The organism is Telluria sp. PB2R4 (assembly GCF_059685695.1).
Window position 1 is genome coordinate 149,413 of record NZ_JCASIC010000008.1, and the last position, 23,691, is coordinate 173,103.

Annotated in this window: 20 protein-coding genes; 3 read left to right on the top strand and 17 right to left on the bottom strand. The window is 63.3% G+C overall.

The features are described 5' to 3' along the window. Window positions 1-112: 112 nt before the first annotated feature. Window positions 113-526, top strand: coding sequence for a T6SS immunity protein Tdi1 domain-containing protein (locus AC56LU_RS14950; protein WP_497176398.1), 414 nt, complete (start codon window positions 113-115; stop codon window positions 524-526). Between the two features lie 4 nt (window positions 527-530). Here AC56LU_RS14950 and AC56LU_RS14955 read toward each other — a convergent pair whose 3' ends face one another. The 9 genes from AC56LU_RS14955 to AC56LU_RS14995 form a co-directional block, all read right to left on the bottom strand. Beyond that, complete coding sequence (locus AC56LU_RS14955) at window positions 531-1,418, bottom strand: DNA-3-methyladenine glycosylase family protein (RefSeq protein WP_497176399.1); 888 nt, start codon at window positions 1,416-1,418, stop codon at window positions 531-533. Further along, on the bottom strand, window positions 1,418-2,320 hold the full coding sequence (locus AC56LU_RS14960; protein WP_497176504.1) for a DMT family transporter: 903 nt from the start codon (window positions 2,318-2,320) through the stop codon (window positions 1,418-1,420). Before AC56LU_RS14960 ends, AC56LU_RS14955 begins: the two co-directional genes overlap by 1 nt. Window positions 2,321-2,425: 105 nt before the next feature. Further along, a complete protein-coding gene (locus AC56LU_RS14965; RefSeq protein WP_497176400.1) occupies window positions 2,426-3,451 on the bottom strand; it encodes an XdhC family protein in 1,026 nt (341 codons plus the stop codon). A gap of 145 nt (window positions 3,452-3,596) precedes the next feature. Continuing rightward, window positions 3,597-4,679: a M48 family metalloprotease gene (locus tag AC56LU_RS14970; protein WP_497176401.1), complete on the bottom strand. Its 1,083-nt coding sequence runs from the start codon at window positions 4,677-4,679 to the stop codon at window positions 3,597-3,599. Window positions 4,680-4,703: 24 nt separating this feature from the next. Further along, window positions 4,704-5,153, bottom strand: a complete 450-nt coding sequence (gene dut / locus AC56LU_RS14975) for a dUTP diphosphatase (RefSeq protein ID WP_497176402.1) — start codon at window positions 5,151-5,153, stop codon at window positions 4,704-4,706. Between the two features lie 18 nt (window positions 5,154-5,171). After that, the gene (gene coaBC / locus AC56LU_RS14980; RefSeq protein ID WP_497176505.1) at window positions 5,172-6,392 is read right to left on the bottom strand and encodes a bifunctional phosphopantothenoylcysteine decarboxylase/phosphopantothenate--cysteine ligase CoaBC; all 1,221 of its coding nucleotides are present in this window, start codon (window positions 6,390-6,392) and stop codon (window positions 5,172-5,174) included. A gap of 33 nt (window positions 6,393-6,425) precedes the next feature. Further along, window positions 6,426-6,953, bottom strand: a complete 528-nt coding sequence (gene lspA, locus AC56LU_RS14985) for a signal peptidase II (RefSeq protein ID WP_497176403.1) — start codon at window positions 6,951-6,953, stop codon at window positions 6,426-6,428. A gap of 48 nt (window positions 6,954-7,001) precedes the next feature. Continuing rightward, window positions 7,002-9,908 (bottom strand): isoleucine--tRNA ligase, encoded by a 2,907-nt coding sequence (ileS, locus tag AC56LU_RS14990; RefSeq protein ID WP_497176404.1) that lies wholly within the window; start codon window positions 9,906-9,908, stop codon window positions 7,002-7,004. 106 nt (window positions 9,909-10,014) lie between these two features. Beyond that, window positions 10,015-10,998 (bottom strand): bifunctional riboflavin kinase/FAD synthetase, encoded by a 984-nt coding sequence (locus AC56LU_RS14995; protein ID WP_497176405.1) that lies wholly within the window; start codon window positions 10,996-10,998, stop codon window positions 10,015-10,017. A gap of 210 nt (window positions 10,999-11,208) precedes the next feature. Here AC56LU_RS14995 and AC56LU_RS15000 point away from each other — a divergent pair, with 210 nt between their 5' ends. After that, window positions 11,209-12,183: an IS1595 family transposase gene (locus AC56LU_RS15000; RefSeq protein WP_497176406.1), complete on the top strand. Its 975-nt coding sequence runs from the start codon at window positions 11,209-11,211 to the stop codon at window positions 12,181-12,183. A 65-nt stretch (window positions 12,184-12,248) separates the two neighbouring features. Here AC56LU_RS15000 and AC56LU_RS15005 read toward each other — a convergent pair whose 3' ends face one another. The 8 genes from AC56LU_RS15005 to AC56LU_RS15040 form a co-directional block, all read right to left on the bottom strand. Beyond that, on the bottom strand, window positions 12,249-13,475 hold the full coding sequence (locus AC56LU_RS15005) for a tetratricopeptide repeat protein (protein WP_497176407.1): 1,227 nt from the start codon (window positions 13,473-13,475) through the stop codon (window positions 12,249-12,251). 68 nt (window positions 13,476-13,543) lie between these two features. After that, on the bottom strand, window positions 13,544-13,975 hold the full coding sequence (locus tag AC56LU_RS15010; RefSeq protein WP_497176408.1) for an ExbD/TolR family protein: 432 nt from the start codon (window positions 13,973-13,975) through the stop codon (window positions 13,544-13,546). Between the two features lie 81 nt (window positions 13,976-14,056). Further along, window positions 14,057-14,488: an ExbD/TolR family protein gene (locus AC56LU_RS15015; protein ID WP_497176409.1), complete on the bottom strand. Its 432-nt coding sequence runs from the start codon at window positions 14,486-14,488 to the stop codon at window positions 14,057-14,059. Window positions 14,489-14,490: 2 nt separating this feature from the next. After that, entirely contained in the window at window positions 14,491-15,432 is a 942-nt protein-coding gene (locus AC56LU_RS15020; RefSeq protein WP_497176410.1) for a MotA/TolQ/ExbB proton channel family protein, read from the bottom strand. A gap of 86 nt (window positions 15,433-15,518) precedes the next feature. Continuing rightward, entirely contained in the window at window positions 15,519-16,178 is a 660-nt protein-coding gene (locus AC56LU_RS15025) for an energy transducer TonB (RefSeq protein WP_497176411.1), read from the bottom strand. Window positions 16,179-17,129: 951 nt separating this feature from the next. Further along, window positions 17,130-18,653 carry a SpoVR family protein gene (locus AC56LU_RS15030; RefSeq protein ID WP_497176412.1) on the bottom strand — a complete coding sequence of 508 codons (1,524 nt, stop codon included), beginning with the start codon at window positions 18,651-18,653 and terminating at the stop codon, window positions 17,130-17,132. 56 nt (window positions 18,654-18,709) lie between these two features. Further along, window positions 18,710-19,981 carry a YeaH/YhbH family protein gene (locus AC56LU_RS15035; RefSeq protein ID WP_497176413.1) on the bottom strand — a complete coding sequence of 424 codons (1,272 nt, stop codon included), beginning with the start codon at window positions 19,979-19,981 and terminating at the stop codon, window positions 18,710-18,712. A gap of 163 nt (window positions 19,982-20,144) precedes the next feature. After that, the gene (locus AC56LU_RS15040) at window positions 20,145-22,067 is read right to left on the bottom strand and encodes a PrkA family serine protein kinase (RefSeq protein WP_497176414.1); all 1,923 of its coding nucleotides are present in this window, start codon (window positions 22,065-22,067) and stop codon (window positions 20,145-20,147) included. Window positions 22,068-22,675: 608 nt separating this feature from the next. Between AC56LU_RS15040 and AC56LU_RS15045 the strand changes: the two genes are divergently transcribed. After that, the gene (locus tag AC56LU_RS15045) at window positions 22,676-23,683 is read left to right on the top strand and encodes an adenosine deaminase (RefSeq protein WP_497176415.1); all 1,008 of its coding nucleotides are present in this window, start codon (window positions 22,676-22,678) and stop codon (window positions 23,681-23,683) included. Window positions 23,684-23,691 lie beyond the last annotated feature (8 nt).

Below are 23,691 nucleotides of genomic sequence, written 5' to 3' on the forward strand. Positions count from 1 at the left end.
TCAAGCCGGGCGCATCCATCCGGAATGTTGTCGAGCCAGCCATGTCCAACACCCGAAACGGCCGTTGCGCGCAGCCTTGGCGCCGGCCTGCGAACCAAACGGGGCAGACCACATGATCAACGTAAACGACATCAACGACGCCTGGGGCTGGGTCGGCTTGACCGCTGTCGAGGTTCTTGGGTCCAATGCATTCGGCAACCTCATCATTCGCGACGACGAAGGGCGCTACTGGCGGCTGCGCCCGCAAGACCTGTGCTGCGAACCGGTCGCCGACAGCCGCGCGGCACTGGATGCGCTGGCCTACAACCAGGATTTCCTCAATGACTGGTACATGCCGGAGGTCGTGCACCTGGCCGAATCCACGCTCGGCCCGCTGGCCGAAGGCCGCAAATACTGTCTCAAGATCCCGAGCGCGCTCGGCGGCCACTATGGGCGCGACAACCTGGCCACGGTGCCGCTGCCGGAACTGATCCGGTTCTCGGGGGAGAGCGCCCAGCAGTTCGATGATTTGCCGCGGTGGAATTAACTGTTTAGTCGGCTTGCCCGCTGAGGCTCGCCCACAGGTGGGCTGCGGCCATCGTGCGATGCGGCGCATAGCGTTCCAACAGGCGCTGCGTGGCCGGGATGTCCGGTCGTGCATCGCCGCCCAGCAGCCGGTGGAAGGCGGTGCGGATGGCTACGTCGCCTTCCAGCGAACAGTCCGGGTAAGCATAGCCGCGCAGCAGGGCGTAATTCACGGTCCATGGGCCGATGCCCTTGATTGCCAGGAGTTCCTGTTCCACCTCGTCGACAGGGCGCTCGCGCTCGAGGTCGACGCGGCCATCGGCAACGAGGTGTGCCAGGCGCAGCAGAGTCTCGGCCTTCGAGCGCGAAAACTTGCGGCTGGTCAGGTCTTCCAACGCAAGGCCGGCGACGTCCGCTGCCTCCGGATAGCACCACAAGCCGCTCGCATGGACCCGGCCGGCGAGCTGGATGAAGGTACGGCGCAGCGAGATCGCAAACGGCAAATTGATCTGCTGGCCGATGACGGCCCAGGTCAGGGCCTCGAACACCGTCGCCGACTGGACGATGCGCAGACCAGGCTGGCGCGCCACGACCGGCCCCAGCACAGCGTCGGTGCGTGCGAATGCTTCGAATCCGGCCGGGTCGATGCGCAGGCCGAGGATATTGAGCAGTGCGTCGCGTGCGCGCGCCAGCAGGGCCGGGGTCAGCTCGCCGTCGGCCTCCACCGCGCAGCGTGCGGCCGCTTGTCCGAACGCGACTTCCAGCAGTACCGGCACGCCGTCGAGCAGCACGCCCTTGCTCAGGCTGCCTTCGCTTGCCCTTTCCGCGATCCCTTCGGCATCGCGGCTGTGGAAGGCCAGCACGTCTTGCGTGCGATAGCCGGCCGGCAGCGCAAGCGCGAGTTCGACACGCATCACTTCGCCTGTTTGTCGGCCTGCACCGCAGGGCCGCGCAGGAAGGCCGGCACGAAGCCCGTCACCAGTGCCGTACCGACCAGCACGATGCTTGAACCCAGCAGCGTGTGCCAGCCGATCACTTCATGCAGGAACAGCGCTCCCCATAAAATGCCGAACATCGGGTTCAGGAAAGTGACGGTGAGCGCCGAGGTGGTGCCGACTTCTTCGATCAGCTTGAAGTACAGGATGTAGGCGATGCCGCTGCACACGACGCCCAGTGCGAGCACCGCAGCCATGATGCCCGGCGTTGGCGTGCCCGGCGCAGGGAAGAAAGGCAGGGCGGGGATCACGAACAGCGTGGCGGCCCACATCGAGCCGTGCGCGTTGGCGAAGGGCGGCACCGCCTTGGCCGACTTGGCGTACTGGCTGGCAATGCTGTAGCAGAAGGCGGCCACCAGTGCGGCAGCGATCGCGACAAAGGCGCCCGGACGTTCCGACACGTGGTCGAAGCCGACCAGCAGGCTCACGCCAACCGTGCCCAGTACCAGCCCCAGCGCGGCGCGGCCTGAGACCTTCTGGCGCGCCCATACAGCGCCAACCAGCGCGCCGAACATCGGCGCGGTGGCATTCAACACCGATAGCACCGAGGCCGACAGCGTGCGCGCGGCAAAGGCGAACAGCAGGAAGGGCAGGGCCGAGTTGAAGAAGCCCAGGATCAGGTAGTGCTTCCAGTGGTGGCGCAGGTCGAGTGGCGTACCCTTGCCCCTGCGGCGCATGACCCAGGCGACGGCGGCCAGGAACAGGGCCGCGAACAGCACCCGGTATTCGATCAGCACGGCCGGGCCCAGCACCGGGGCGGCAATGCGCATGAAGAGGAAGGAACCGCCCCAGATGGCGGCCAGCGCTACCAGGCGCAACATGTTCACGGAATTCATCGGGGCAGGGGCGGGGGCAAAGGTGCGATTATGGCGCTTCGGCGCGCGCCGCGCCATCCGGATGTTGCGATTGAATTATTGCGGCCGAATTCACGCGGCAGCGCCGCGCAGCACCGTGCAGGCCGCGCTGCCCGCCGGCTGGGGCGCATTCGCATGCGGCACCAGCAAGGCGGCCGGCACGCCGTTCTTCACGGCGGTCATTTCGGCCATGATCGAGACCGCGATCTCGGCCGGGGTCTTGCTGCCGATGTAGATGCCGACCGGGCCGTGAAGCCGTGCCAGCTGGGCGTCGTCGAGGTCGAACAGCTTGAGGCGTTCGCGGCGCCGCTCGTTGTTCAGGCGCGAGCCGATCGCGCCGACATAGAAAGCATCGGACCTGAGCGCTTCCATCAGCGCCAGGTCGTCCAGCTTGGGATCATGGGTGAGGGCGACCACCGCGCTGCGCGCATCCAGGCGCGCCTCGATCACCAGGTCGTCGGGCATCGCGTGAACCAGCTCCACGCCCGGCAGGTTCCAGCCACTGCGGTATTCCTCGCGCGGGTCGCACACCAGCACGCGATAATCCATGCCGCTCGCGATCTGCGCCAGGAAGCGCGACAGCGGGCCGGCGCCGATGATGAACAGGCGCCAGCGGGGGCCGTGGATGGTCGCGAGTACCCCGTCTTCCACGCGCTGGACGGCGCCGGCATCGGCCCGTGCCAGGCTGACCGCGCCGCTGGCCAGGTCGACGCGGCGCTCGACCAATTCGCCTTGCGCCAGGCGCGCCAGCAGCTCGTCGATGCGGCTGCCCTGCGAGAGCGGCTCGATGGCCAGTTCGATGGTGCCGCCGCAGGGCAGGCCGAAACGATGCGCCTCGTCGGCGCTGATGCCGTAGCTGACGATCTCGGGACGCGCCAGTTCGATGCCGTTGGCGCGCACCCGGTCGATCAGGTCATCCTCGATGCAGCCGCCCGAAACCGAGCCGACCACGCTGCCGTCGTCGCAAATGGCGAGCGTGGCCCCGACCGGGCGCGGGCTCGAGCCCCAGGTCTTGACGACGGTCACCAGCTGGCAGCGGTGGCCGGCGGCGAGCCAGGCGTCGCAGGTTTTCAATACGTCGAGGTCGATGCTGTCCATGGTGCCGGTGGGGATGGTGTGAGATGGACCATGATACAAAAAATGCGCAGGACGCGTTGGATGCGGGGTACGCAGGGTGGAAGGCAGCGCTCAAATGAATGCGGACGCACGCAGCGTCCGCATTTTCAACCCTGTCGCTGGAAACTCAGGGCGTCAGCGGCTTGTTGGCCGACTTCTTCGCCTTGACCTCGGCCACCGCCTTGTCAATGGCGGCAGTGCGCTGGGCCAGCGCCGGGTGGTTGGCGCTATGGCCGTTCAGGACCGTGGCCGGATAGGTGTCGGCGAAGCGCTTCCAGAACCCGGCGATGCCCTCGATGCGGTAGTCGGCCCGTGCCAGCAGGTAGACCGCGAGGCGGTCGGCGGCGCTGTCGTGCGCGGCCGGCATCGCCTTGATGCCGCCGCTGCCGATCAGCATCGAGGTGTCGGGCGTGATGCGGGTGAGGTTGTCGATGATGCTGCCGATGGTGGCGGAATTGCGCTGGCTGGCCGCGTGGTTGAGCATGTTGTGCGCCATGGTGTGCGCCACCACGTAGGCCAGTTCGTCGTCGTTCTGCACGAAGCCCATCATGCCGCGCGTGACCATCACGCGCTGGCCGTCGGCGTAGGCGTTGATGTTGTCCGCGTTGCCCAGCTCGATGCCGAAGGCGCAGGCGCGCGTCACGGGAACCGTCACGTCGCGCTGCGATCCGCGGCGCTCGATCGTCAGCGGCAGGCTGGCCTGCTTCTGCACGATCGGCCCGAATACGGCGCCAGCCTGGGACAGGGCATTGGGACCGGTCGGCAGCGGCTTGCCGCCGGCAGCCACCAGTTCGTCGCCCTGGCGCAGGCCGGCCTTGGCGGCGCCGCTGCCGGCCAGCACGTTGGTGACCTGCAGGCGCTCACCCATGCCGAGCACGGCGTGGGCGGCGTCGTTATAGGTGCCAGGGTAGGTGTAGCGGTTCTTGGCGGTGAACCCGAGCAGGTTGCGCGCGTGGCGCGTGCACAGCTCGGCGTTGTCGATCAGGAGGGGCGCAGCGACCTTGTACAGGCGGTCCTGCAGCGTCGCCATCCGGGTGAGAGTGTCGGCGGCCGCCGTCATCTCCGGTGTTACTTGCGGTGTCGCGGGAGCCGTCTGCCCCGGTGGGAGCGGCTGGCCCGGCTGCATCGGTCCCTGCGTGGCGCAGGCCGACAGCAGGACGGCGCTGGCGATGGCGAGCCCGGCCTGACGCAAACGATTGATGCGGAACATGGTCCTCCTTACTTGTCTTCGGGTTTATTGTTTGCCGGTGCTGCCGAACCCGCCGGCGCCCCGTTCGCTCGATGCGAACTCCTCCACCACGTTGAAGCCCACCTGCAGCACGGGCACGATGACGAGCTGGGCGAGCCGGTCGAGCGGCTGCAGCGTGAAGCTCGCGTGGCTGCGGTTCCAGGTCGAGACCATCAGTTGTCCCTGGTAGTCGGAGTCGATCAAGCCTACCAGATTGCCAAGAACGATGCCGTTCTTATGGCCGAGTCCACTGCGCGGCAGGATCATCGCGGCATAGCCCGGATCGCCGATGTGGATGGCCAGGCCGGTGGGTACCAGTACCGTCTGGCCGGGTTCGATGACGAGCGGGGCGTCGATGCAGGCGCGCAGGTCCAGGCCGGCGCTCCCTGGCGTGCCGTAGGCGGGCAGCAGCTCCCTCATGCGCGGGTCGAGGATCTTGAGATCGATGTTCTTCATGCGGTGTTCTTCTTGTGTTCATGTCAGGAGCGAGCGCTGTTCGAGGCGCTTCGCGATTTCGGAAACCAGCTGGCGCGCCAGGCTCAGTTTGCCGGCGCGCGGCAGCACCGTGTGGCCGCCCTCGTCGAACAGGATGATGGTGTTCTCATCCTGACCGAAGGTCTGCGGGCCGATATTGCCGACCAACAGGGGAATGCCTTTTTTCTGGCGCTTGGCCGGGCCGTAGGCCATCAGGTTCTCGGATTCGGCGGCGAAGCCCACGCAGTAGGGCCAGCCGGACAGCGTGGTGGTGGCGGCGACGGTGGCCAGGATGTCGGCGTTCTGCACGAATTCGAGCTGCGGGGCGCCGCCGCCGTCGAGCTTCTTGAGCTTCTGGTCGCTGGCATTGGCCACGCGCCAGTCGGCCACCGCGGCCACGCCGATGAAGACGTGCTGGCCCTCGATGCCGGCCATGACCACGTCGTGCATCTGCTGGGCGGTGAGCACGTCGATGCGGCGCACGCCATGCGGGGTCGGCAGCGAGGTCGGGCCGGTGACCAGCGTGACGTCGGCGCCGGCTTCACGCGCGGCGCGCGCCACCGCATAGCCCATCTTGCCCGAGGAAAGGTTGGTGATGCCGCGCACCGGGTCGATCGGCTCGAAGGTCGGCCCGGCGGTGATCAGGACGCGGCGCCCGGCCAGGACCTTGTGCTGGAACGAGGCGATCAGCTCTTCGACCAGCTGTTCCGGCTCGAGCATCCGGCCCAGGCCGGTCTCGCCGCAGGCCTGGGAGCCGGCCGCGGGGCCGAACAGCTTGACGCCGTCCTCGCCAAGTTGCTTCACGTTGCGGGCGGTCGCCGGGTTTTCCCACATCTCGACGTTCATCGCCGGCGCCACCAGCAGCGGCACCCGGCGCGGGCGCGCCACGCACAGGGTCGACAGCAGGTCGTCGCATGCGCCGTGCGCCAGCTTGCGGATGAAATCGGCCGAGCAGGGCGCGACCAGGATCGCGTCGGCATCGCGCGTCAGGTCGATATGGGCCATGTTATTGGCCATGCGCGGGTCCCACTGGTCGAGATAGACCGTCTGGCCGGACAGCGCCTGCATGGTCACCGTGCCGATGAAATGGGTGGCGGCTTCGGTCATGACCACCTGCACGCTTGCGCCCTGCTTGACGAGGGCCCGGCACAGTTCGGCCGCCTTGTAGCAGGCCACGCCGCCGGTCAGGCCGAGGACGATCTTCTTGCCCTTCAGTTCCATGCTCATCATGCCTCCCTGTTCAGGACTTGCTCATTACGATTTGTTCACGCGGCGCAGTTCGTCGACGATGAACAGGAAAGCGCCGATCGAAATGGCGATGTCGGCGATATTAAACGCCGGAAAGTGGCCGACGCCCCTCCAGTAGAAATCGAGGAAGTCGATCACGTGGCCGTGGACCACGCGGTCGATGCCGTTGCCGATCGCGCCCGCCATGATCAGGGCCAGCGCGAAGCAGAACAGGCGCTGGCTGGCGTTCTTCTTCATCATGTACAGGCAGAAGCCCACCGCGCCGATCGCGATGGCGAGGAAGAGGTAGCGCTGCCAGCCGCCTGCGTCGCCCAGGAAGCTGAAGGCCGCCCCCGGGTTGTAGACCTTGATCAGGTTGAAGAAGCTGGTGATCGGCAGCGTCTCGGCATACGCGAAGCTGCGTTCGACGGTGAGCTTGGTGACCTGGTCGAGCAAGACCAGGATGAGCGACAGGCCGAGCCATGGGAACAGGCTGGCGGAACTCATGTAGACGGGCTTGGCGCCCGGCGATGCGGTTTTCTTTTTGGTGGCCATGGTAGAGGAAGTGATGCTCGCGGGAGGAATCCCGCGAGCGGATGTTGCTTACGCGTAGCGGCGTGCTTCGCCGCTGCCGAACAGGTTGCTGGTGCAGCGGCCGCACAGGCCGGCGTGCGCGTGGTCATGGCCGACGTCGCGGCGGTAGTGCCAGCAGCGCTCGCACTTTTCCGCTTCCGACGGGGTCACGGTCACCGCTTCGTCGGCGGCATCAGGCACCTGCTCGACGCTTGCCTGCGAGGTGATGAACACGAACTTCAGGTCGTCGTCCAGGCTGGCCAGCAGCTTGTACTTCTCGCCCGCCGCCCTGATCGCCAGTTCCGCCTGCAGCGAGGAGCCGATTGCACCCGAGGCGCGCACTTCTTCCAGCTGCTTGGTGACATCGGCACGCACTTCGCGCAGCGCGGTGTACTTGGCGAGCAGTGCCTCGGCGTCAGGCAGCTCCGGGAAGCTCCAGAGGGTCTGGGTGAAGATGGTCTCGTCGGACTCGGCAAACGCCTGCTGGCCGGCGAACTTCTCCCAGGCCTCCTCGGCGGTGAAGGACAGGATCGGCGCCATCACACGCAGCAGGGAATTAGCGATGTGCCACAGCGCGGTCTGGGCCGAGCGGCGCGCAAGCGATTCGACGCCGGTGGTGTACAGGCGGTCCTTCAGGATGTCGAGGTAGAAGCCGCCCAGGTCTTCCGAGCAGTAGTTCTGCAGGCGCGAGACCACAGGGTGGAACTCGTAGCGCTCGAAGTGGCCGGCGATGTCGTTCTGCAGCTGGGCCATCGAGGCGATCGCGTAGCGGTCGATCTCGAGCAGCTCGGCCACCGGCACGGCGTGCTGCGCCGGGTCGAAGTCCGAGGTGTTCGCGAGCAGGAAGCGCAGCGTATTGCGTATGCGGCGGTACGACTCGGTCACGCGCTTCAGGATCTCTTCGCCGATCGACAGCTCGCCGGTGTAGTCGGTCGAGGCCACCCACAGGCGCAGGATGTCGGCGCCCAGGGTATCCGAGATCTTCTGCGGCGCCATGGTATTGCCGAGCGACTTGGACATCTTCTTGCCGTTCTCGTCGACGGTGAAGCCGTGGGTCAGCAGCGCCTTGTAGGGCGGGCGGCCGTTGAGCATCGAGGACGTCAGGAGCGAGGAGTGGAACCAGCCGCGGTGCTGGTCCGAACCTTCCAGGTAGAGGTCGGCCGGGAAGGCGGACTGTTCCGCGTGCGAGCCGCGCAGCACGGTCTGGTGGGTGGCGCCCGAGTCGAACCACACGTCCAGCGTGTCCTTGTTCTTTTCATAGGTCGTGGCGTCCTCGCCCAGCAGGGTGGCCGGGTCCAGGGTCTGCCACGCATCGATGCCGTTCTGCTCGATCAACTGGGCGACCTGTTCCACCAGTTCCGGGGTGCGCGGGTGCAGTTCCCCGGTTTCCTTGTGGATGAAGAAGGCCATCGGCACGCCCCACTGGCGCTGGCGCGACAGGGTCCAGTCCGGACGGTTCTCGATCATGCCATGCAGGCGAGCCTGGCCCCAGTCGGGGAAGAATTTGGTCTCGGCGATACCGCTAAGGGCAGTCTCGCGCAGGGTCGGGCCGCCATCCTTCGGGGTGAGGTCCATGCCGGCGAACCACTGGGAGGTGGCGCGGTAGACGATCGGGGTCTTGTGGCGCCAGCAGTGCATGTAGCTGTGGTCGAACATCTTCAGTTCGAACAGGGCGCCAGCGGCGCGCAGGGCTTCGCAGATCGGCTTGCTGGCTTCCCAGATGGTCAGGCCGCCGAACAGGGGCAGGGTCGAGGCGAAGCGGCCATCGCCCATGACCGGCTTCAGGATCTCGTCGTCCTTCATGCCGTGGGCCTTGCACGACTGGAAGTCTTCCTGGCCGTAGGCCGGGGCCGAGTGGACCACGCCGGTGCCGCTGTCGGTCGTCACGTAGTCGGCCAGGTAAACCGGCGACGTGCGGTCGAAGAAGGGGTCTTGCGCATGCAGCGGGTGCTTGAAACGCAGGCCTTCCAGCTTCTCGCCGAGGGTGGTGGCGATGACCGCGCCTTCCAGCTTGTAGCGCTGCAGGGTCGCTTCGACCAGGTCTTGCGCCAGGATCAGGAGCAGCGGCTGGCGTTGTCCATCAACTTCGCGCTCGGCCTGAACCAGCGCATACGTTACTTCCGGATTGACGTTCAGTGCCTGGTTCGACGGGATGGTCCACGGGGTGGTGGTCCAGATCACGATGAAGCCGTTGGCGGCCGGCAGGGAAGCCAGGCCGAATGCGGCGGCAAGCTTTTCCGGCTCGGCAAACGGGAAGCCGACGTCGATCGCCGGGTCGCGCTTGTCCTGGTACTCCACTTCCGCTTCGGCCAGCGCCGAGCCGCAATCGAAACACCAGTTCACCGGCTTCAGGCCGCGGTACACGTAGCCCTTCTCCAGCAGCTTGCCGAGGGCGCGCAGTTCGTCGGCCTCGTTACCGTAGGCCATCGTCATGTAAGGGTTTTCCCACTCGCCCAGCACGCCCAGGCGGATGAAGCCGGCGCGCTGGCGGTCGATCTGCTCGAGCGCGTAGGCGCGGGCTTTCTGCAGCACTTCGGCGGTCGGCAGGTTCTTGCCGAACTGTTTTTCGATCTGGATCTCGATCGGCATGCCGTGGCAGTCCCAGCCCGGCACATAGGGCGCGTCGTAGCCGGCCATGGTGCGCGACTTCACCACCATGTCTTTCAGGATCTTGTTGACCGCGTGACCGAGGTGAATGTCGCCGTTCGCATACGGCGGGCCATCGTGCAGGATGAACTTCGGACGGCCGGCGGCCGCCTTGCGGATGCGCTGGTAGATCTTTTTGTCCTGCCATTGCTTGACCCAGCCCGGCTCGCGCTTGGCGAGGTCGCCGCGCATCGGGAACGGGGTGTCCGTCATGTTGACTGGGTATTTACTCTCTGGCTTTTTCGCGCCCTTCTGGGCGGGCTTGTTCTGGTCTGGCTTGGTATCGGACATATGCTTCTTCTCTAGGGGATTCGGTTCGGTGCCGCGGGCGGACCGCTTTGCATTCGCATGCTGCACCTGGATTCGGTGTGCCTCGGTCGGTGCTGGACTGGCGGCGTCAAATTCGGTCGGTCGCGGTGAGCGCGCCGCTGCGCTGCGCGAAAAAGGCGCGCGCCTGGACGGCGTCGCGCTCGATGGCGGCCGTGAGGGTGGGCAGGTCGACGTATTTTTCCTCGTCGCGCAGCTTGGCGAGGAATTCGACCCGGACCTGCTTGCCGTAGGCGGGCTGATCGTAGTCGAACACGTGGACTTCCAGCAGCATGCGGCCGGCGTCTTCGACCGTCGGACGCACGCCGAGGCTGGCGACGGCCGGCAGCGGCGCATTGCTTCCGTCCTCTGCCAGGCCGTGGACCTGCACCACGAAAATGCCGGACAGGGCAGGGCGGTGCGCAACGCGCAGGTTCAGGGTCGGGAAACCGAGCGTGCGGCCAAGCTTCTGGCCATGGATCACGTGGCCCGACATCGCGTACGGATGGCCCAGCAATTCCTGGGTGGCGGCGAAGTCGCCGGCGGCCAGCGCTTCGCGCACGGCCGAGGACGAGATGCGGCGCTCGCCCAGCATCACGGCGTCCAGGGTCTCGACCTTGAAGCCATATTCGCGGCCCGCGTCCTGCAGCATGGCGATGTCCCCGAGACGGCGGGCGCCGAAGCGGAAGTCGTCGCCGACCATCAGCCACTTCACGTGCAGGCCGTCGACCAGCACGCGTTCGATGAAGTCGCGCGGAGACTGGGAAGCAAAGTGTTCGTTGAAGTGCTCGACGATGACACGGTCGATGCCGGCCCGGGACAGGTCGCCCAGCTTGTCGCGCAGGTTGGCGATGCGGGCCGGCGCCCTGGACAGGTCGCCGCTGCGCCGCGCAAAGTATTCGCGCGGGTGCGGCTCGAAGGTCATGACGGCGGCTTCGATCCCCAGCTCCGCGGCTGCGCCGCGCACGTGCGCCAACAATGCCTGGTGGCCGCGGTGGACACCGTCAAAGTTGCCGATCGTGAGGGCGCAGGGTGCGCGCGCCCTGTCGTTGGGAAGTCCGCGAAATACCTTCATCAATGATTCCAGTTGCGCAACCGGCCGGTCCGGCGCGAAATATCTGATTATACGGTAACTCGCATGTTGCACAGCAACGTAGGTCTGCCGATGCGGCGGCGCCAACGCGAGTAGCAATTAAAGGGCGCTGTCACCTTTGGCTGTGGATGAGGATTGAACTGTTGAGCTCCTTGGCGGTCGAACACCCGACTGCATTGACGGGAGCCGGCCGTGAAAGCACCCAGTTTCAAGAAATGGTTCGCACGACTGCCTGCGCTGAACCAGCCGCAGCGCCTGCAAACACTGGCCGCCCTGCATCCGGCCGCCGGTCTCGACCAGGTAATCGCGCTCATCGGACAGATCCGGGCACCGACGCGCCGCTGCCCGCGTTGCGCCAGCACCCGCCATTACCGCCATGGCCAGGCCAATAACCTGCAGCGCTTCCGCTGCCGTGACTGCGGGCGCACCTTCAACGATCTGAGCGGCACACCGCTGGCGCGGCTGCGCCTGCGCGAGAAATGGCTCGATTATCTCAGTGCGCTGCGCGAATCGAAGCCGGTGCGCACCGCCGCCGTTGACACCGGCGTTCACCGCAACACCGCCTTTCGCTGGCGCCACCGTTTCCTCGACCGGGTCAAGCACGACCTGCCGCAGCGCCTGCACGGCATTGTCGAGGCCGACGAGATGTTCATCCTGGAATCGCAAAAGGGTTCACGCAAGCTGGACCGTGCGCCGCGCAAACGGGGCGGCAGGGCAAGAAAACGCGGCATCTCGAACGAGCTCGACTGCATCCTGGTGGCACGCGACCGCAGCGGGCAGACGATCGGTGCACTGGTCGGCCGCGGCGCTCTCAACATGGCGCAACTGGAGCGCCATCTGTTGCCCAGGTTGGATGATCACGTGCTCCTGGTCAGCGATTCGAATGCGGCTTACCGCGCATTTTCACGCAAACATGGCATCGCTCACCAGGCGGTCAACCTGCGGGCAGGGCAGCGGGTACGTCACGGCGCTGCCGGCGCAATCCATGTGCAGAGCGTCAATGCCTACCACCAGCGCTTGCGCCATTGGCTGCTCCGGTTTCATGGCGTGGCCTCGCGCTACTTGCCGAATTACCTGGGCTGGCATCGGGCACTTGATTGCGAACGAGTTACTACTGTTGAGCAATTGCTGCGCATCGCAGTTGGAGTCATCAATACGAAACGGTGACAGCGCCATAAAAAACGCCGCCTGCGAACAGGCGGCGTTTCGTGGACGCGTGATCGACGGAGCGATTACGCGATCGGACGGTTGATCGCCATGATCCAGTAGCGGGCCAGGTCGGCAGTGCCTTCCTTGCCCGAGACGGTCTTGAGCGTGTTGATGGCTTGCTGCTTCTTGCCGGCCGCGGCATAGGCTTCGCCCAGGCGCAGCTTGGCTTCGTCGGCGTAACGCAGACCGCCGGCCTTGATGGCGCTTTCCATCATCTTCAGGCCCTTGTCGGCCTGGCCAGCCTGCACCAGAGCGTAGCCGAGGCCCACCAGCGCGTCGTTGTCCTTGGCGGCGGTGTATTCGGCTTCCAGGGCGGCGACGCCCTTGTTCTGCTCGGCCAGGTTCTTCTCGGCCAGGTCTTTCAGACGCTGGTGGCGGGCGGCGTCGGTGCCGGTGCCCAGGGCGCCGGCCTTGTAGCCCTTGTCGATCACCTTCAGCGCTTCGGCCGGGGCTTTCGCCTGCAGCACCAGCTGGGCCATTTCCATGAACTCGCTCGGCTTCTTCATCAGGTTGTTGGCGAGCTTGAGTCGGTACACGTCGACCATCAGGCGGCCCGAGAAGCCCGGCTTGCCCTGCACGCGGTTGAGCAGGTCGTTCCAGTACTGTGCCTTCGGGTAGTTGCTCGCCAGCTTCTCGATGGTGTTGACATAGCCGAGCTTGTCATTTTTCTTGAGCTGGATGTTCGCCAGCATGCCGAGCTCGTCTTCGCTCAGGCGGCCGCTCTTTTCAGCATTGCGCAGTTCCTGCTCGAGCGCGGCGACATTGCCTTGCTTGTAGTAGTTCTGCATCAGGTAGGCACGCAGCTTCGGATCGTTACCGTTCTTCAGCAGCTTCAGGATGGTGGCGTTCGCCTTGTTCAGGTCGCCGGCGCGCATGTAGATGCCGACCAGGCCTTCCGAGAACTGCGAACGCTCATTGGCGCTCAGCTTGCCCGAGTCGAGCAGCTTTTCGAACGAGTTGGCGGCGAGGTTCCAGTCGCCTGCCGACGAGGCTGCCGAAGCGCGCACGCGCTCGATCAGGAAGCGTTCGTTGTCGTCCTTGGCTGCCTTGTCCGCGTCGCGCAGGGCAGCGAGTGCGCCCTTGGCATTGCCTTGCTTCAGCAGCGACTGCGCTTGCTGCAGCGGCTTGCCGACTTCAGGACGCAGGGTGACCGCGGCGTGCACAGGGGCCATGCCGATGACCGGCAGGGCAGCGGTGAAACCGAGAGCGGCCATTGCGAGGCCAAGGTGTGCGAGACGGAATTTAATCATCTGAAAACATCCTTCTTCAAAATGGACACGGCAGGGAAACCCTGCCGTGTTGGTCATACATGGATCGATTACTGGAACTGCTCGTTACCGACCATGCCGATCTTGGTGACGCCGAGTCGCTGTGCGGTTGCCATGACACCCGCAACCACCTTGTACTCGACCAGCTTGTTCGGACGCAGGTGCACTTCCGGCTGGTCCGGCATCGCAGCGACGCCGTTCATCTTGGCTTCCAGTTCCTGGCGATTCGGAACAACCTGGCCATCCCAGAGGATGGTGCCGTCGAAGTCCACGTCAATCGTCACCACCACCGGCTGGGTGGTCGACGGTGGCGGGGTGCCGACCGGCATGTTCAGATTGACCGAGTGATTTTGCTTCGGAATCGTGATAATCAACATAATGATAAGAACGAGCAGGACGTCGATCAGCGGCGTCATGTTCATTTCCATCATCGGTTCCGGATCAGCTCCTTTAGCGGAGCCTGAACCTATACTCATGCCCATGGTGTTTCCTTTTCAAATGTTGGGGTCTCGGACGCGATATCAAGGCCTCGCGAACAAGGCCCCGACATCGCGGACAGGGTGTTAGCCGCCCTTGTCAGGTGGTTCGATAACGAAACCGACCTTCTGAATCCCAGCACGCTGAGCCGTGTAGATGACCCGGCCGACTGCTTCATAGCGCGATTCCTGATCGCCACGAACTTTCACAGCAGGCTGCGGCTGCTTCACCGACTGCTCCGCGAGGAACTTGAACAGCTCGTCCGTGTTCGCGATGCGCGTCTGGTTGTAGTACATCTCGCCATCTTTGTTGATGGTGATGTTGACGTCTTCCGGCTTGGTCTTGGTGACCTGGTTCGATTCTGCAGGCAGGTTCACTTTCTGCAAGTTCAGAACCACCGGGCTGGTGATCAGGAAGATGATCAGGAGAACCAACATGATGTCCACGAGGGGCGTCGTGTTGATCTCCGACATCACGGTATCTTCATCTCCGGAATCGGAGCCGACACTCATCGACATGATTAGCCAGCCTTCTTAGCACCGGTGGCAGCGTTCGAGGTCGACATGGCACCCGAGATCAGGACCGAGTGAACGTCGGCCGAGAACGAACGGATGTCTTCCATGACCGACTTGTTACGACGAACCAGCCAGTTGTAACCCAGAACCGCAGGAACTGCAACGAACAGACCGAATGCGGTCATGATCAGTGCTTCACCCACCGGACCTGCCACTTTGTCGATCGACGCGTTACCCGACATACCGATGGCGGTCAGCGCGTTGTAGATGCCCCAGACGGTACCGAACAGACCGATGAACGGCGAGGTCGAACCGACGGTTGCCAGGAACGACAGGCCATCTTGCAGGCGCGACTGGACGCGGTCAACGGCGCGCTGGATCTGCATGGTCACCCAGGTCGACAGGTCGATCTGCTCGAGCAGGGCGCCGTCGTGGTGCTGGGTTGCCTTGGTGCCGGTTTCAGCGATGAAGCGGAATGGCGAGCCTTCTTTCAGCTGAGCCGAACCAGCGGCGATCGACGGCGCTTTCCAGAACTTGGCGGTCGCTTCTTTCGACTGCTTCATGATCTTCTGCTGGTCGATCAGCTTGGTGATGATGATGTACCACGAACCGATCGACATCAGCGACAGGATGATGATGGTGCCCTTGTTGACGAAGTCGCCTTCTTCCCACATGGCGGCGAAGCCGTACGGGTTGTGGACTTCTTCGGTGGCGCCTTCGGCAGCTGGAGCAGCTGCGTCGACCGGAGCAGCTGCGTCGACAGCCGAAGCGTCGGCAGCCGGTGCAGCGGCTGCGTCGACAGCCGGGGCAGCCGCGTCAGTCGCCGGAGCGGTAGCGCCTGCGGCAGGAGCGTCAGCGAAGGCTGGTGCGGAGACCAGGGCCGATGCCGCCGATACCGAGAACAGGACAGCCGCCAGCACAGCGGACAAACGGGTATTCTTAAACATGCTTCCTCCAAAAATATAAAATAGACAGTTCGCTGAACTTAATTAACAACGAAAATCATAGATTGAGACGATGTTCTGTCTCGGTTTTATTCCAGCGTCCAGACGTACTGCACCGCTGTCCACGACTGTTGCGGCTGGCCATCAACAGTTCCCGGCTTGAACCGGCATTTGCTCAGGGCCGATTGCGCAGCCCGGTCCAGGTCGCGGAAGCCAGACGACTTCTGCAGTTTGGATTCTATTACTCGACCATCGACACCGATCAGGAACTGCAGGGTCGTGGTACCAGTTTCTTCGTTACGCTGCGACGAGCGCGGGTATTCCGGACGCGCGCAAGTGTTGAAGTCCACACCTGCCTCGGTACGGCTCGGGCCGCGCGGTGCTGCCGGCGGCGCCGGCGGAGCGGGTGGTGCAGGTGGTGCCAGGCTCGTGGTCGGCGGCGGCGTGTTGGTTGCCGTCGTGATCGCGTTCTGCGGCGGCGGCGGCTGCTGCACCTGGACTTCGACCGGCGGGATGAATGGCGGTGGCGGAGCCTTCATTTCCGGCGGCGGCGGCGGCGGCGGCGTGTCCGGCGGTGGCGGCGGCTTCACCTCTTCGATCAGTTTCGTTTCCACAGCCTCGGTCACCTTGGCAACGATCCGGGTACCCAAGCCATTGATGACGGCCCAAGCTACCAGAACGTGCAACAGGATGACAATGGCGAGACCGGTAATATTCTTTCCCGGGTTCTTCTCATGCGTAAAATTCATGCCATCTTTCTCCAATACCAACTCTTTTTTGTTGCCACTAAACCCACTAAACACGACAAAAACCTAGGGCCGCATCCGGGACATCGAAGAATTATACCTACGAATTCTTTTTTGGGCATACATTTTTGTACCCCCGAAAGGAGTGCTAACTGCCTGTAAAAGCAGGCAAAGAAGCTCATCTATACAAGTCCGGCGCCAGGGTGTTCGTGGTCCAGAAAGCAGGTGCGAATTGTAATTTTATGTAGCAGTTCCCCTCCATATGTGGATCGTGAGGCACGTAGCGTGGTTTTGCCGAATTTTTATTGCCAAACTGGTTCTGTGGCAAATTTCGTACGACGCTATCCCGGTCTTTACGCAAACTATAGCCAGTTTTACAGAAGCGGCGCGTACTGTTGAGTACACCGGAAAAGCCCATTCCCACTGCATAACGCATAGCTAAAAGTCATGGGCAAAGCTCGTCTTGATATGCTTCAGTTGTGCGTTTGATAACTGGATTTCCGATATCTGCTTCTCATGCATAGCAAAACTACATGGAAATCGTCATTTTGAACAGTGTGTTTGCGCACAGATGCGCAAAAAAATATGCGTCCACGTGGCTATACCCTTGGGGGAGGGCTAGTAAAACGGATGATCGGACATGGAAGAACGGGCTAGGCTAAGCGGGTAACTGCAGCCTCTGTGCCCGAACACGGATTTCCCGTCGCCTCAGGCGGATCCGAGCGTGAACGCAGGTCGTCGTCGCGTTGTGGCGCTGCGCGTGGAGGCGTGGGGAGGTATGCGGACACCGGCGCCGGTAGCGGGCGCAGGCATTATGGCAGGAAAGACCGCCGGAAGGCGCGGCCATCGTGAGAAATTAGAGGGAAGGCTCGGCAGCTCCGGGAGAAGCCGCGGTCGGGCAGGCGCCCGCATGCTCGCCGCCAGCGGAGCGGCCCCGGCAGGCCTCACCGGCCTTCAGCGGCCGCGTTTCTCGCGCCGGCACTCCAGGAAGCTGACCACGTGGCCGTTCGGGTCCACGGTTTCGAGCCGCACATCGAAGCCCCACAGGCGCGCGACGTGTTTCAGTACCTCCTGGGCCTGCTGGTTCAGCGGCCGGCGGTTGAACTGGGTATGGCGCAGGGTCAGTGCGCGGTCGTCGCGGGTATTGACCTGCCAGACCTGAATGTTCGGCTCGCGGCTGCCTATGTTGTACTGCTCCGCCAGCTTGTGGCGCACGTAGCGGTAGCCCTGCTCGTCGTGGATCGCCGAAATCGTGAGCTTGTCACTGCGGTCGTCGTCGAGCACGGCGAAGAAGTGGAATTCGCGAATCAGCTTGGGCGAGAGGTACTGGGCGATGAAGCTCTCGTCCTTGAAGTTGCGCATCGCAAAGTCCAGGGTCTTGATCCAGTCGCTGCCGGCCATGTCGGGGAACCAGGCGCGGTCTTCGTCAGTCGGATCTTCGCAAATACGGCGAATGTCCGTCATCATCGCGAAACCGAGCGCATAGGGGTTGATCCCGCTATAGTAGGGGCTGGTCGCAGGCGGCTGGTAGACGACGTTCGTATGGCTTTGCAGGAACTCGAGCATGAATCCGTCGCCGACGATGCCTTCCTTGTACAGCTCTTGCAGGATCGTGTAATGCCAGAAAGTGGCCCAGCCTTCGTTCATCACCTGGGTCTGGCGCTGCGGATAGAAGTATTGCGAGATCTTGCGCGTGATGCGCACCAGCTCGCGCTGCCAGGGTTCCAGCAGCGGCGCGTATTTTTCAATGAAGTAGAGCAGGTTCTCTTCGGGCTCGGGCGGGAAGCGCACCGGCGCGGCATTCGTTACCTGTTCGTCGCGCAGCGGCAGGGTGCGCCAGATTTCGTTGATCTGCGACTGGGCATATTCTTCACGTTCCTTCTGGCGCGCGGTTTCCTGCGCTACCGACAGCTTGGCCGGCCGCTTGTAGCGGTCGACGCCATAATTCTGCAGCGCGTGGCAGGAGTCGAGCAATTCCTCGACCGCATCGATACCATAACGCTGTTCGCACTCGGCAATATAGTTCTTGGCAAAGACCATGTAGTCGACGATGGCGTCGGCATCGGTCCAGGTGCGGAACAGATAGTTGCCCTTAAAGAATGAATTGTGCCCGTAGGCAGCGTGCGCGATCACCAGGGCCTGCATCGTCAGGCTGTTTTCCTCCATCAGATAGGCGATGCAGGGGTTGGAGTTGATGACGATCTCGTAGGCCAGGCCCATCTGGCCGCGCTTGTAGCTCTTTTCGGTCGACAGGAAGTGCTTGCCGAAGGACCAGTGGTTGTACGAGACCGGCATGCCGACGGACGTATAGGCGTCCATCATCTGCTCGGCCGTGATGATCTCGAGCTGGTTCGGGTAGGTGTCCAGGCCGTAGCGCTTGGCCACCCGCTTGATTTCCTCGTGCGCCTGTTCGATCAGGTCGAAGGTCCACTCCGACTGGTCGGGCAGGGCGCGCGGGTTGTTCGGGTCTCTTGGCATGGAGGGCCTCCGTGTCGTCGGTGTTTGCAGCGAGGTGTCGCTGCATTCCTTGATGTTTACTTCGGCTGTTTCTTGAACAGCTCCCGGAAGACCGGGTAGATGTCGGCCGGGGTGACGATCTTCTGCATCGCGAAATTCCGATGATGGTCGGCCACCTCGCAATACTGCTCCCACAGGTTCTGCGGCGGGCCGTCGGTGATCTCGACATACGTGTAGTACTGCACCCGCGGCATGATCGACTGGGACAGGATCTGCCTGCACAGCACCGAGTCGTTGTCCCAGTTGTCGCCGTCCGAGGCCTGGGCCACGTAGGCGTTCCAGTCGGCGCTGCCGTAGCGTTCGGAGAGCACCTTCTGCAGCAGGTGCAGGGCCGAGGACACCACCGTGCCGCCCGATTCGCGCGAATGGAAGAACTCGTTTTCATCCACTTCGGCCGCGGCCGTGTGGTGGCGGATGAAAACGACCTCGATTTTTTCGTACACCCGCTTGAGGAACAGGTAGAGCAGGATGAAGAAGCGCTTGGCGGTGTCCTTGCGGGTCTCGTCCATGGAGCCGGACACGTCCATGATGCAGAACATCACGGCCGAGGTGCTTGGCTTGGGTACCTTGATCCGGTTTGAATAGCGCAGGTCGAAGGGGTCGATGAAGGGAATCGCGTTGAGGCGGATATGCAGGTGGTGGATCTTGTCTTTCAGCGCCACTACCATCTCGTCGTCGGAAGGCGCGCCCTGGTCGAGCAGGGCCTGCAGCGCTTCCTCGGCTTCGCGCAGCTGACGCCGGGCGGGGCCGCCGACGGCGATGCGGCGTCCGAGTGCGCCGCGCAGCGAGCGCAGCACGTGGATGTTGGACGGTGTGCCGGACACGTTATAGCCGGCGCGCTGGCTCTTGAATTCGATGGTCTGGCTGAGCTGCGTCTTGATCATGTTCGGCAGCTCAAGATCTTCGAAGAAGTAATTCATGAACTCTTCGCGCGACAGCTCGAAGATGAAGTCGTCCTCGACGGTCTGGTCGCTGTTGCCGGCGCGCCCGCGACCCGACCCGCCACCGCCGCTGCGTGGGCGGTTGAACTGGTCGCCTTTCTGGTATTCGGTATTGCCCGGGTTGACGGTTTCCCAGACGCCCCCGTGGGCGTGGCCGAAATGCGGCTCGTTCACGTCCTTGACGGGGATCGTGACTTTCTCGCCATTTTCGATATCGGTGATCGAACGGCCCTTGATCGCGCGGCCGACCGCATCCTTGATTTGCGCCTTGTAGCGGCGCAGGAAGCGTTCGCGGTTGACCGCGGACTTGTTCTTGCCCTGCAAGCGACGGTCAATAAGGTAAGTCAAAACAGGCCTCCTGCTCTAAAAACCTTCGGCGCACCGCGAAACCAGCCGGTACTCCTATCTTAATACGCGCGGCGCAGACGCGTACGATGCACGCGCGTGCGCCGGTGACGGCGCACGCCGCCGGGAGCGGGGCCTGCGCCGCCGCCCGGCGCACGGAATTGATTCAGGAGGATTTCCTCACGCGCAGGTACCATTCGCACAGCAGGCGTACCTGCTTCGGCGTATATCCTTTCTCGACCATGCGGGCCACGAAGTCGGCATGCTTGTTGGCATCCTCGGTATTCGCTTTCGCATTGAACGAAATGACGGGCAGGAGTTCTTCGGTGTTCGAGAACATCTTCTTCTCGATCACGCTACGGAATTTCTCGTAGCTGGTCCAGGCCGGGTTCTTGCCGGCGTTGGTGGCCCGCGCACGCAGGCTGAAGTTGACGATCTCGTTGCGGAAATCTTTCGGATTCGAGATGCCGGCCGGCTTCTCGATCTTCTCGAGCTCGGCATTGAGCGATTCGCGGTCGAAGCTCTCGCCGGTGTCCGGATCGCGGAATTCCTGGTCCTGGATCCAGAAGTCGGCAAACGTGACGTAGCGGTCGAAGATGTTCTGTCCGTATTCCGAATAGCTTTCCAGGTAGGCGGTCTGGATTTCCTTGCCGATGAAGTCGACATAGCGCTGCGCCAGGTGTTCCTTGATATAGGACATGTAGCGCTGCTCGGTCTCCGGCGGGAACTGCTCGCGCTCGATCTGCTGTTCCAGCACGTAGAGCAAGTGCACCGGATTGGCCGCCACTTCGGTATTGTCGAAGTTGAAGACCTTGGACAGGATCTTGAAGGCGAAGCGGGTCGACAGGCCGTTCATGCCTTCGTCCACGCCGGCATAGTCGATGTACTCGTGCAGCGACTTGGCCTTGGGGTCGGTGTCCTTCAGGTTTTCGCCGTCGTACACCAGCATCTTGGAATAGATGCTCGAGTTCTCGGGATCCTTCAGGCGCGACAGGATCGCGAACTGCGCCATCATGCGCAGCGTGCCGGGCGCGCAAGGGGCCTTGTCGAGCGAGGAGTTGTACAGCAGTTTGTCGTAGATCTTGATTTCGTCGGATACGCGCAGGCAGTACGGCACCTTCACGATGTAGATGCGGTCGAGGAAGGCCTCGTTGTTGCGGTTGTTGCGGAAGGTCTTCCATTCGGACTCGTTGGAGTGCGCCAGCACGATGCCCTCGAAGGGAATCGCGCCGAAGCCTTCGGTGCCCTTGTAGTTGCCTTCCTGCGTGGCCGTCAGGAGCGGGTGCAGCACCTTGATCGGCGCCTTGAACATCTCGACGAATTCCATCAGGCCCTGGTTGGCCAGGCACAGGCCCCCCGAGTAGCTGTAGGCATCCGGATCGTCCTGGGCATAATCTTCGAGCTTGCGGATGTCGACCTTACCGACCAGCGAGGAAATGTCCTGGTTGTTCTCGTCGCCCGGTTCGGTCTTGGAGACGGCGATCTGCTTCAGGATCGACGGGTAGCGCTTGACGACGCGGAACTTGTTGATGTCGCCGCCGAATTCGTGCAGGCGTTTCACGGCCCATGGGCTCGGGATGGCGCGCAGGTAGCGGCGCGGAATGCCGTAGTCTTCTTCGAGAATGGTGCCGTCCTCAAGTTCGTTGAACAGGCCCAGCGGCGACTCGTTCACGGGCGAACCCTTGATCGCATAGAAGGGCACGTGTTCCATCAAACTCTTGAGCTTTTCAGCGATCGAGGATTTGCCCCCGCCGACCGGGCCCAGCAGGTAGAGGATCTGCTTGCGTTCTTCCAGGCCCTGGGCCGCGTGGCGGAAATAGGAGACGACCTGCTCGATCACTTCTTCCATGCCGTAGAACTCGCGGAAGGCCGGATAGATCTTGATCACCTTGTTGGCGAAGATGCGCGACAAACGCGGGTCGAGGCGGGTGTCGACCAGGGTGGGGTCGCCGATCGCGGCGAGCATGCGCTCCGGCGCGCTGGCATAAGTGAGGGGATCCTTCTTGCACAGCTGGAGGAATTCTGCCATGGAATATTCCTCTTCCCGGGTACGCTCATAGCGGGCGGTGTAGTTGTCAAAGATGCTCATGTCGTCTGTCCTTTATGTGCAAAGCGTGTGCCAACAACGATCACTTTCACGGCCGCCGTCGATGCTCGGCTGCCCCAGGCCCCGGTCTGTTTTTTTTTGCGTACTCCTAGTTCGGTCGCCCGCACTGGCGCCGGGATTGCCGGCGCCGCGGGTGCGGCGATTTTCTTGTTGTTGTCCCGGACGGCCGTGTCGGCCGCACCGGTCTCCCGCAGTGTGGAGAGCGTCTTTTTTTGCGTTTGTGAAATTTATTATGTGCCTAATAGTTCCCGAAGTCAAAGCACCGTCGTTCGTACGTGCACCGCATATGCAAGTGCTTGAATCGAAGAAGAAAATACTGATTTTCCAGGGCTCCGGCGGCCCTGGAAAACGCGTGCGGACACGGCTTTCCGGACGCTTTCCGGCGCGGTCGATTCGGTCCGCTCCAGGCTGCTTAAATATCAACTTTGTGAGCCGATAGTGCACCAACTATCCAAGCTGTGGCGCACGCAAACGGTCAATACAGCGCAGTGCAAGACGGCCGATTTCACCTATGACGGGAGAGTGCGGCAGGCATGCGTTACACTTGTCGGCCATGTCACATCGACCCCACACCGGCGCCGGAGAACCTCATGCTGAACGACCAGCTGCGCACGATTCTGCAGAACATGCCCAAGGCAGAATTACACATCCACATCGAGGGCTCGCTCGAGCCTGAGTTGATTTTTGCGTTAGCGCAAAGAAACGGCGTATCGCTGCCCTACGCCTCGGTCGAGGCGTTGCGCGAGGCCTACGCTTTCAGCGACCTGCAATCCTTCCTCGACATCTATTACGCCGGCGCCAGCGTGCTGCTGACCGAGCAGGATTTCTACGACATGACCGCCGCCTACCTGGCGCGCGCGCATGCCGACAATGTCCGCCACGCAGAGATCTTCTTCGACCCGCAAACCCATACCGCGCGCGGCGTGTCCTTCGCGACCGTCATCAACGGCATCTGGCGCGCCTGCCAGGATGGCCCGATCAGCGCCAGCCTGATCATGTGCTTCCTGCGCCACCTGTCCGAGGAAGAAGCGCTCGCCACGCTGGACGAGTCGCTGCCTTACCGCGACAAGTTCATCGGCGTCGGCCTGGATTCGTCCGAGCTCGGCCACCCGCCGGAAAAATTTGCGCGCGTGTTCGAGCGCGCGCGCCAGCTCGGCCTGCGCCTGGTGGCGCACGCGGGCGAAGAAGGCCCGCCAAGCTACATCGAAAGCGCGCTCGACGTGCTCAAGGTCGAGCGCATCGACCATGGCGTGCGCACGCTCGAGAGCCCGGAACTCACCGAACGCCTGGCGGCCGAGGGCATGGCGCTCACCGTGTGCCCGCTGTCGAACATCAAGCTGCGCGTGTTCGACGTGATGGGCAGCCACAACCTGCGCCGGCTGCTCGACGCCGGCCTGGCGGCCACGGTCAACTCGGACGACCCGGCCTATTTCGGCGGCTACATGAACGCCAATTTCATCGCCGCCTTCGAGGCCTTGCCGCTCGACACCGGCCATGCGCGCCAGCTCGCGCACAACAGTTTCGCCGCCTCCTTCCTCGACCCGGAGCGCAAGCGCGCCTTCCTCGCCGAGGTCGATGCATTCTTTGCCGCCGCATAAGGTAGACC

What these genes read in the sequence shown, in the direction of transcription:
- dut (WP_497176402.1), bottom strand. Translation starts at nt 5,153, where the DNA reads ATGAAGAACATCGATCTCAAGATCCTCGACCCGCGCATGAGGGAGCTG.
- AC56LU_RS15030 (WP_497176412.1), bottom strand. Translation starts at nt 18,653, where the DNA reads ATGCCAAGAGACCCGAACAACCCGCGCGCCCTGCCCGACCAGTCGGAG.
- AC56LU_RS15020 (WP_497176410.1), bottom strand. Translation starts at nt 15,432, where the DNA reads ATGTTTAAGAATACCCGTTTGTCCGCTGTGCTGGCGGCTGTCCTGTTC.
- coaBC (WP_497176505.1), bottom strand. Translation starts at nt 6,392, where the DNA reads ATGGAACTGAAGGGCAAGAAGATCGTCCTCGGCCTGACCGGCGGCGTG.
- AC56LU_RS14995 (WP_497176405.1), bottom strand. Translation starts at nt 10,998, where the DNA reads ATGAAGGTATTTCGCGGACTTCCCAACGACAGGGCGCGCGCACCCTGC.
- lspA (WP_497176403.1), bottom strand. Translation starts at nt 6,953, where the DNA reads ATGGCCACCAAAAAGAAAACCGCATCGCCGGGCGCCAAGCCCGTCTAC.
- AC56LU_RS15010 (WP_497176408.1), bottom strand. Translation starts at nt 13,975, where the DNA reads ATGGGCATGAGTATAGGTTCAGGCTCCGCTAAAGGAGCTGATCCGGAA.
- AC56LU_RS15025 (WP_497176411.1), bottom strand. Translation starts at nt 16,178, where the DNA reads ATGAATTTTACGCATGAGAAGAACCCGGGAAAGAATATTACCGGTCTC.
- AC56LU_RS14950 (WP_497176398.1), top strand. Translation starts at nt 113, where the DNA reads ATGATCAACGTAAACGACATCAACGACGCCTGGGGCTGGGTCGGCTTG.
- AC56LU_RS14955 (WP_497176399.1), bottom strand. Translation starts at nt 1,418, where the DNA reads ATGCGTGTCGAACTCGCGCTTGCGCTGCCGGCCGGCTATCGCACGCAA.
- AC56LU_RS14960 (WP_497176504.1), bottom strand. Translation starts at nt 2,320, where the DNA reads ATGTTGCGCCTGGTAGCGCTGGCCGCCATCTGGGGCGGTTCCTTCCTC.
- AC56LU_RS14970 (WP_497176401.1), bottom strand. Translation starts at nt 4,679, where the DNA reads ATGTTCCGCATCAATCGTTTGCGTCAGGCCGGGCTCGCCATCGCCAGC.
- AC56LU_RS15045 (WP_497176415.1), top strand. Translation starts at nt 22,676, where the DNA reads ATGCTGAACGACCAGCTGCGCACGATTCTGCAGAACATGCCCAAGGCA.
- AC56LU_RS15040 (WP_497176414.1), bottom strand. Translation starts at nt 22,067, where the DNA reads ATGAGCATCTTTGACAACTACACCGCCCGCTATGAGCGTACCCGGGAA.
- AC56LU_RS15015 (WP_497176409.1), bottom strand. Translation starts at nt 14,488, where the DNA reads ATGTCGATGAGTGTCGGCTCCGATTCCGGAGATGAAGATACCGTGATG.
- ileS (WP_497176404.1), bottom strand. Translation starts at nt 9,908, where the DNA reads ATGTCCGATACCAAGCCAGACCAGAACAAGCCCGCCCAGAAGGGCGCG.
- AC56LU_RS15005 (WP_497176407.1), bottom strand. Translation starts at nt 13,475, where the DNA reads ATGATTAAATTCCGTCTCGCACACCTTGGCCTCGCAATGGCCGCTCTC.
- AC56LU_RS14965 (WP_497176400.1), bottom strand. Translation starts at nt 3,451, where the DNA reads ATGGACAGCATCGACCTCGACGTATTGAAAACCTGCGACGCCTGGCTC.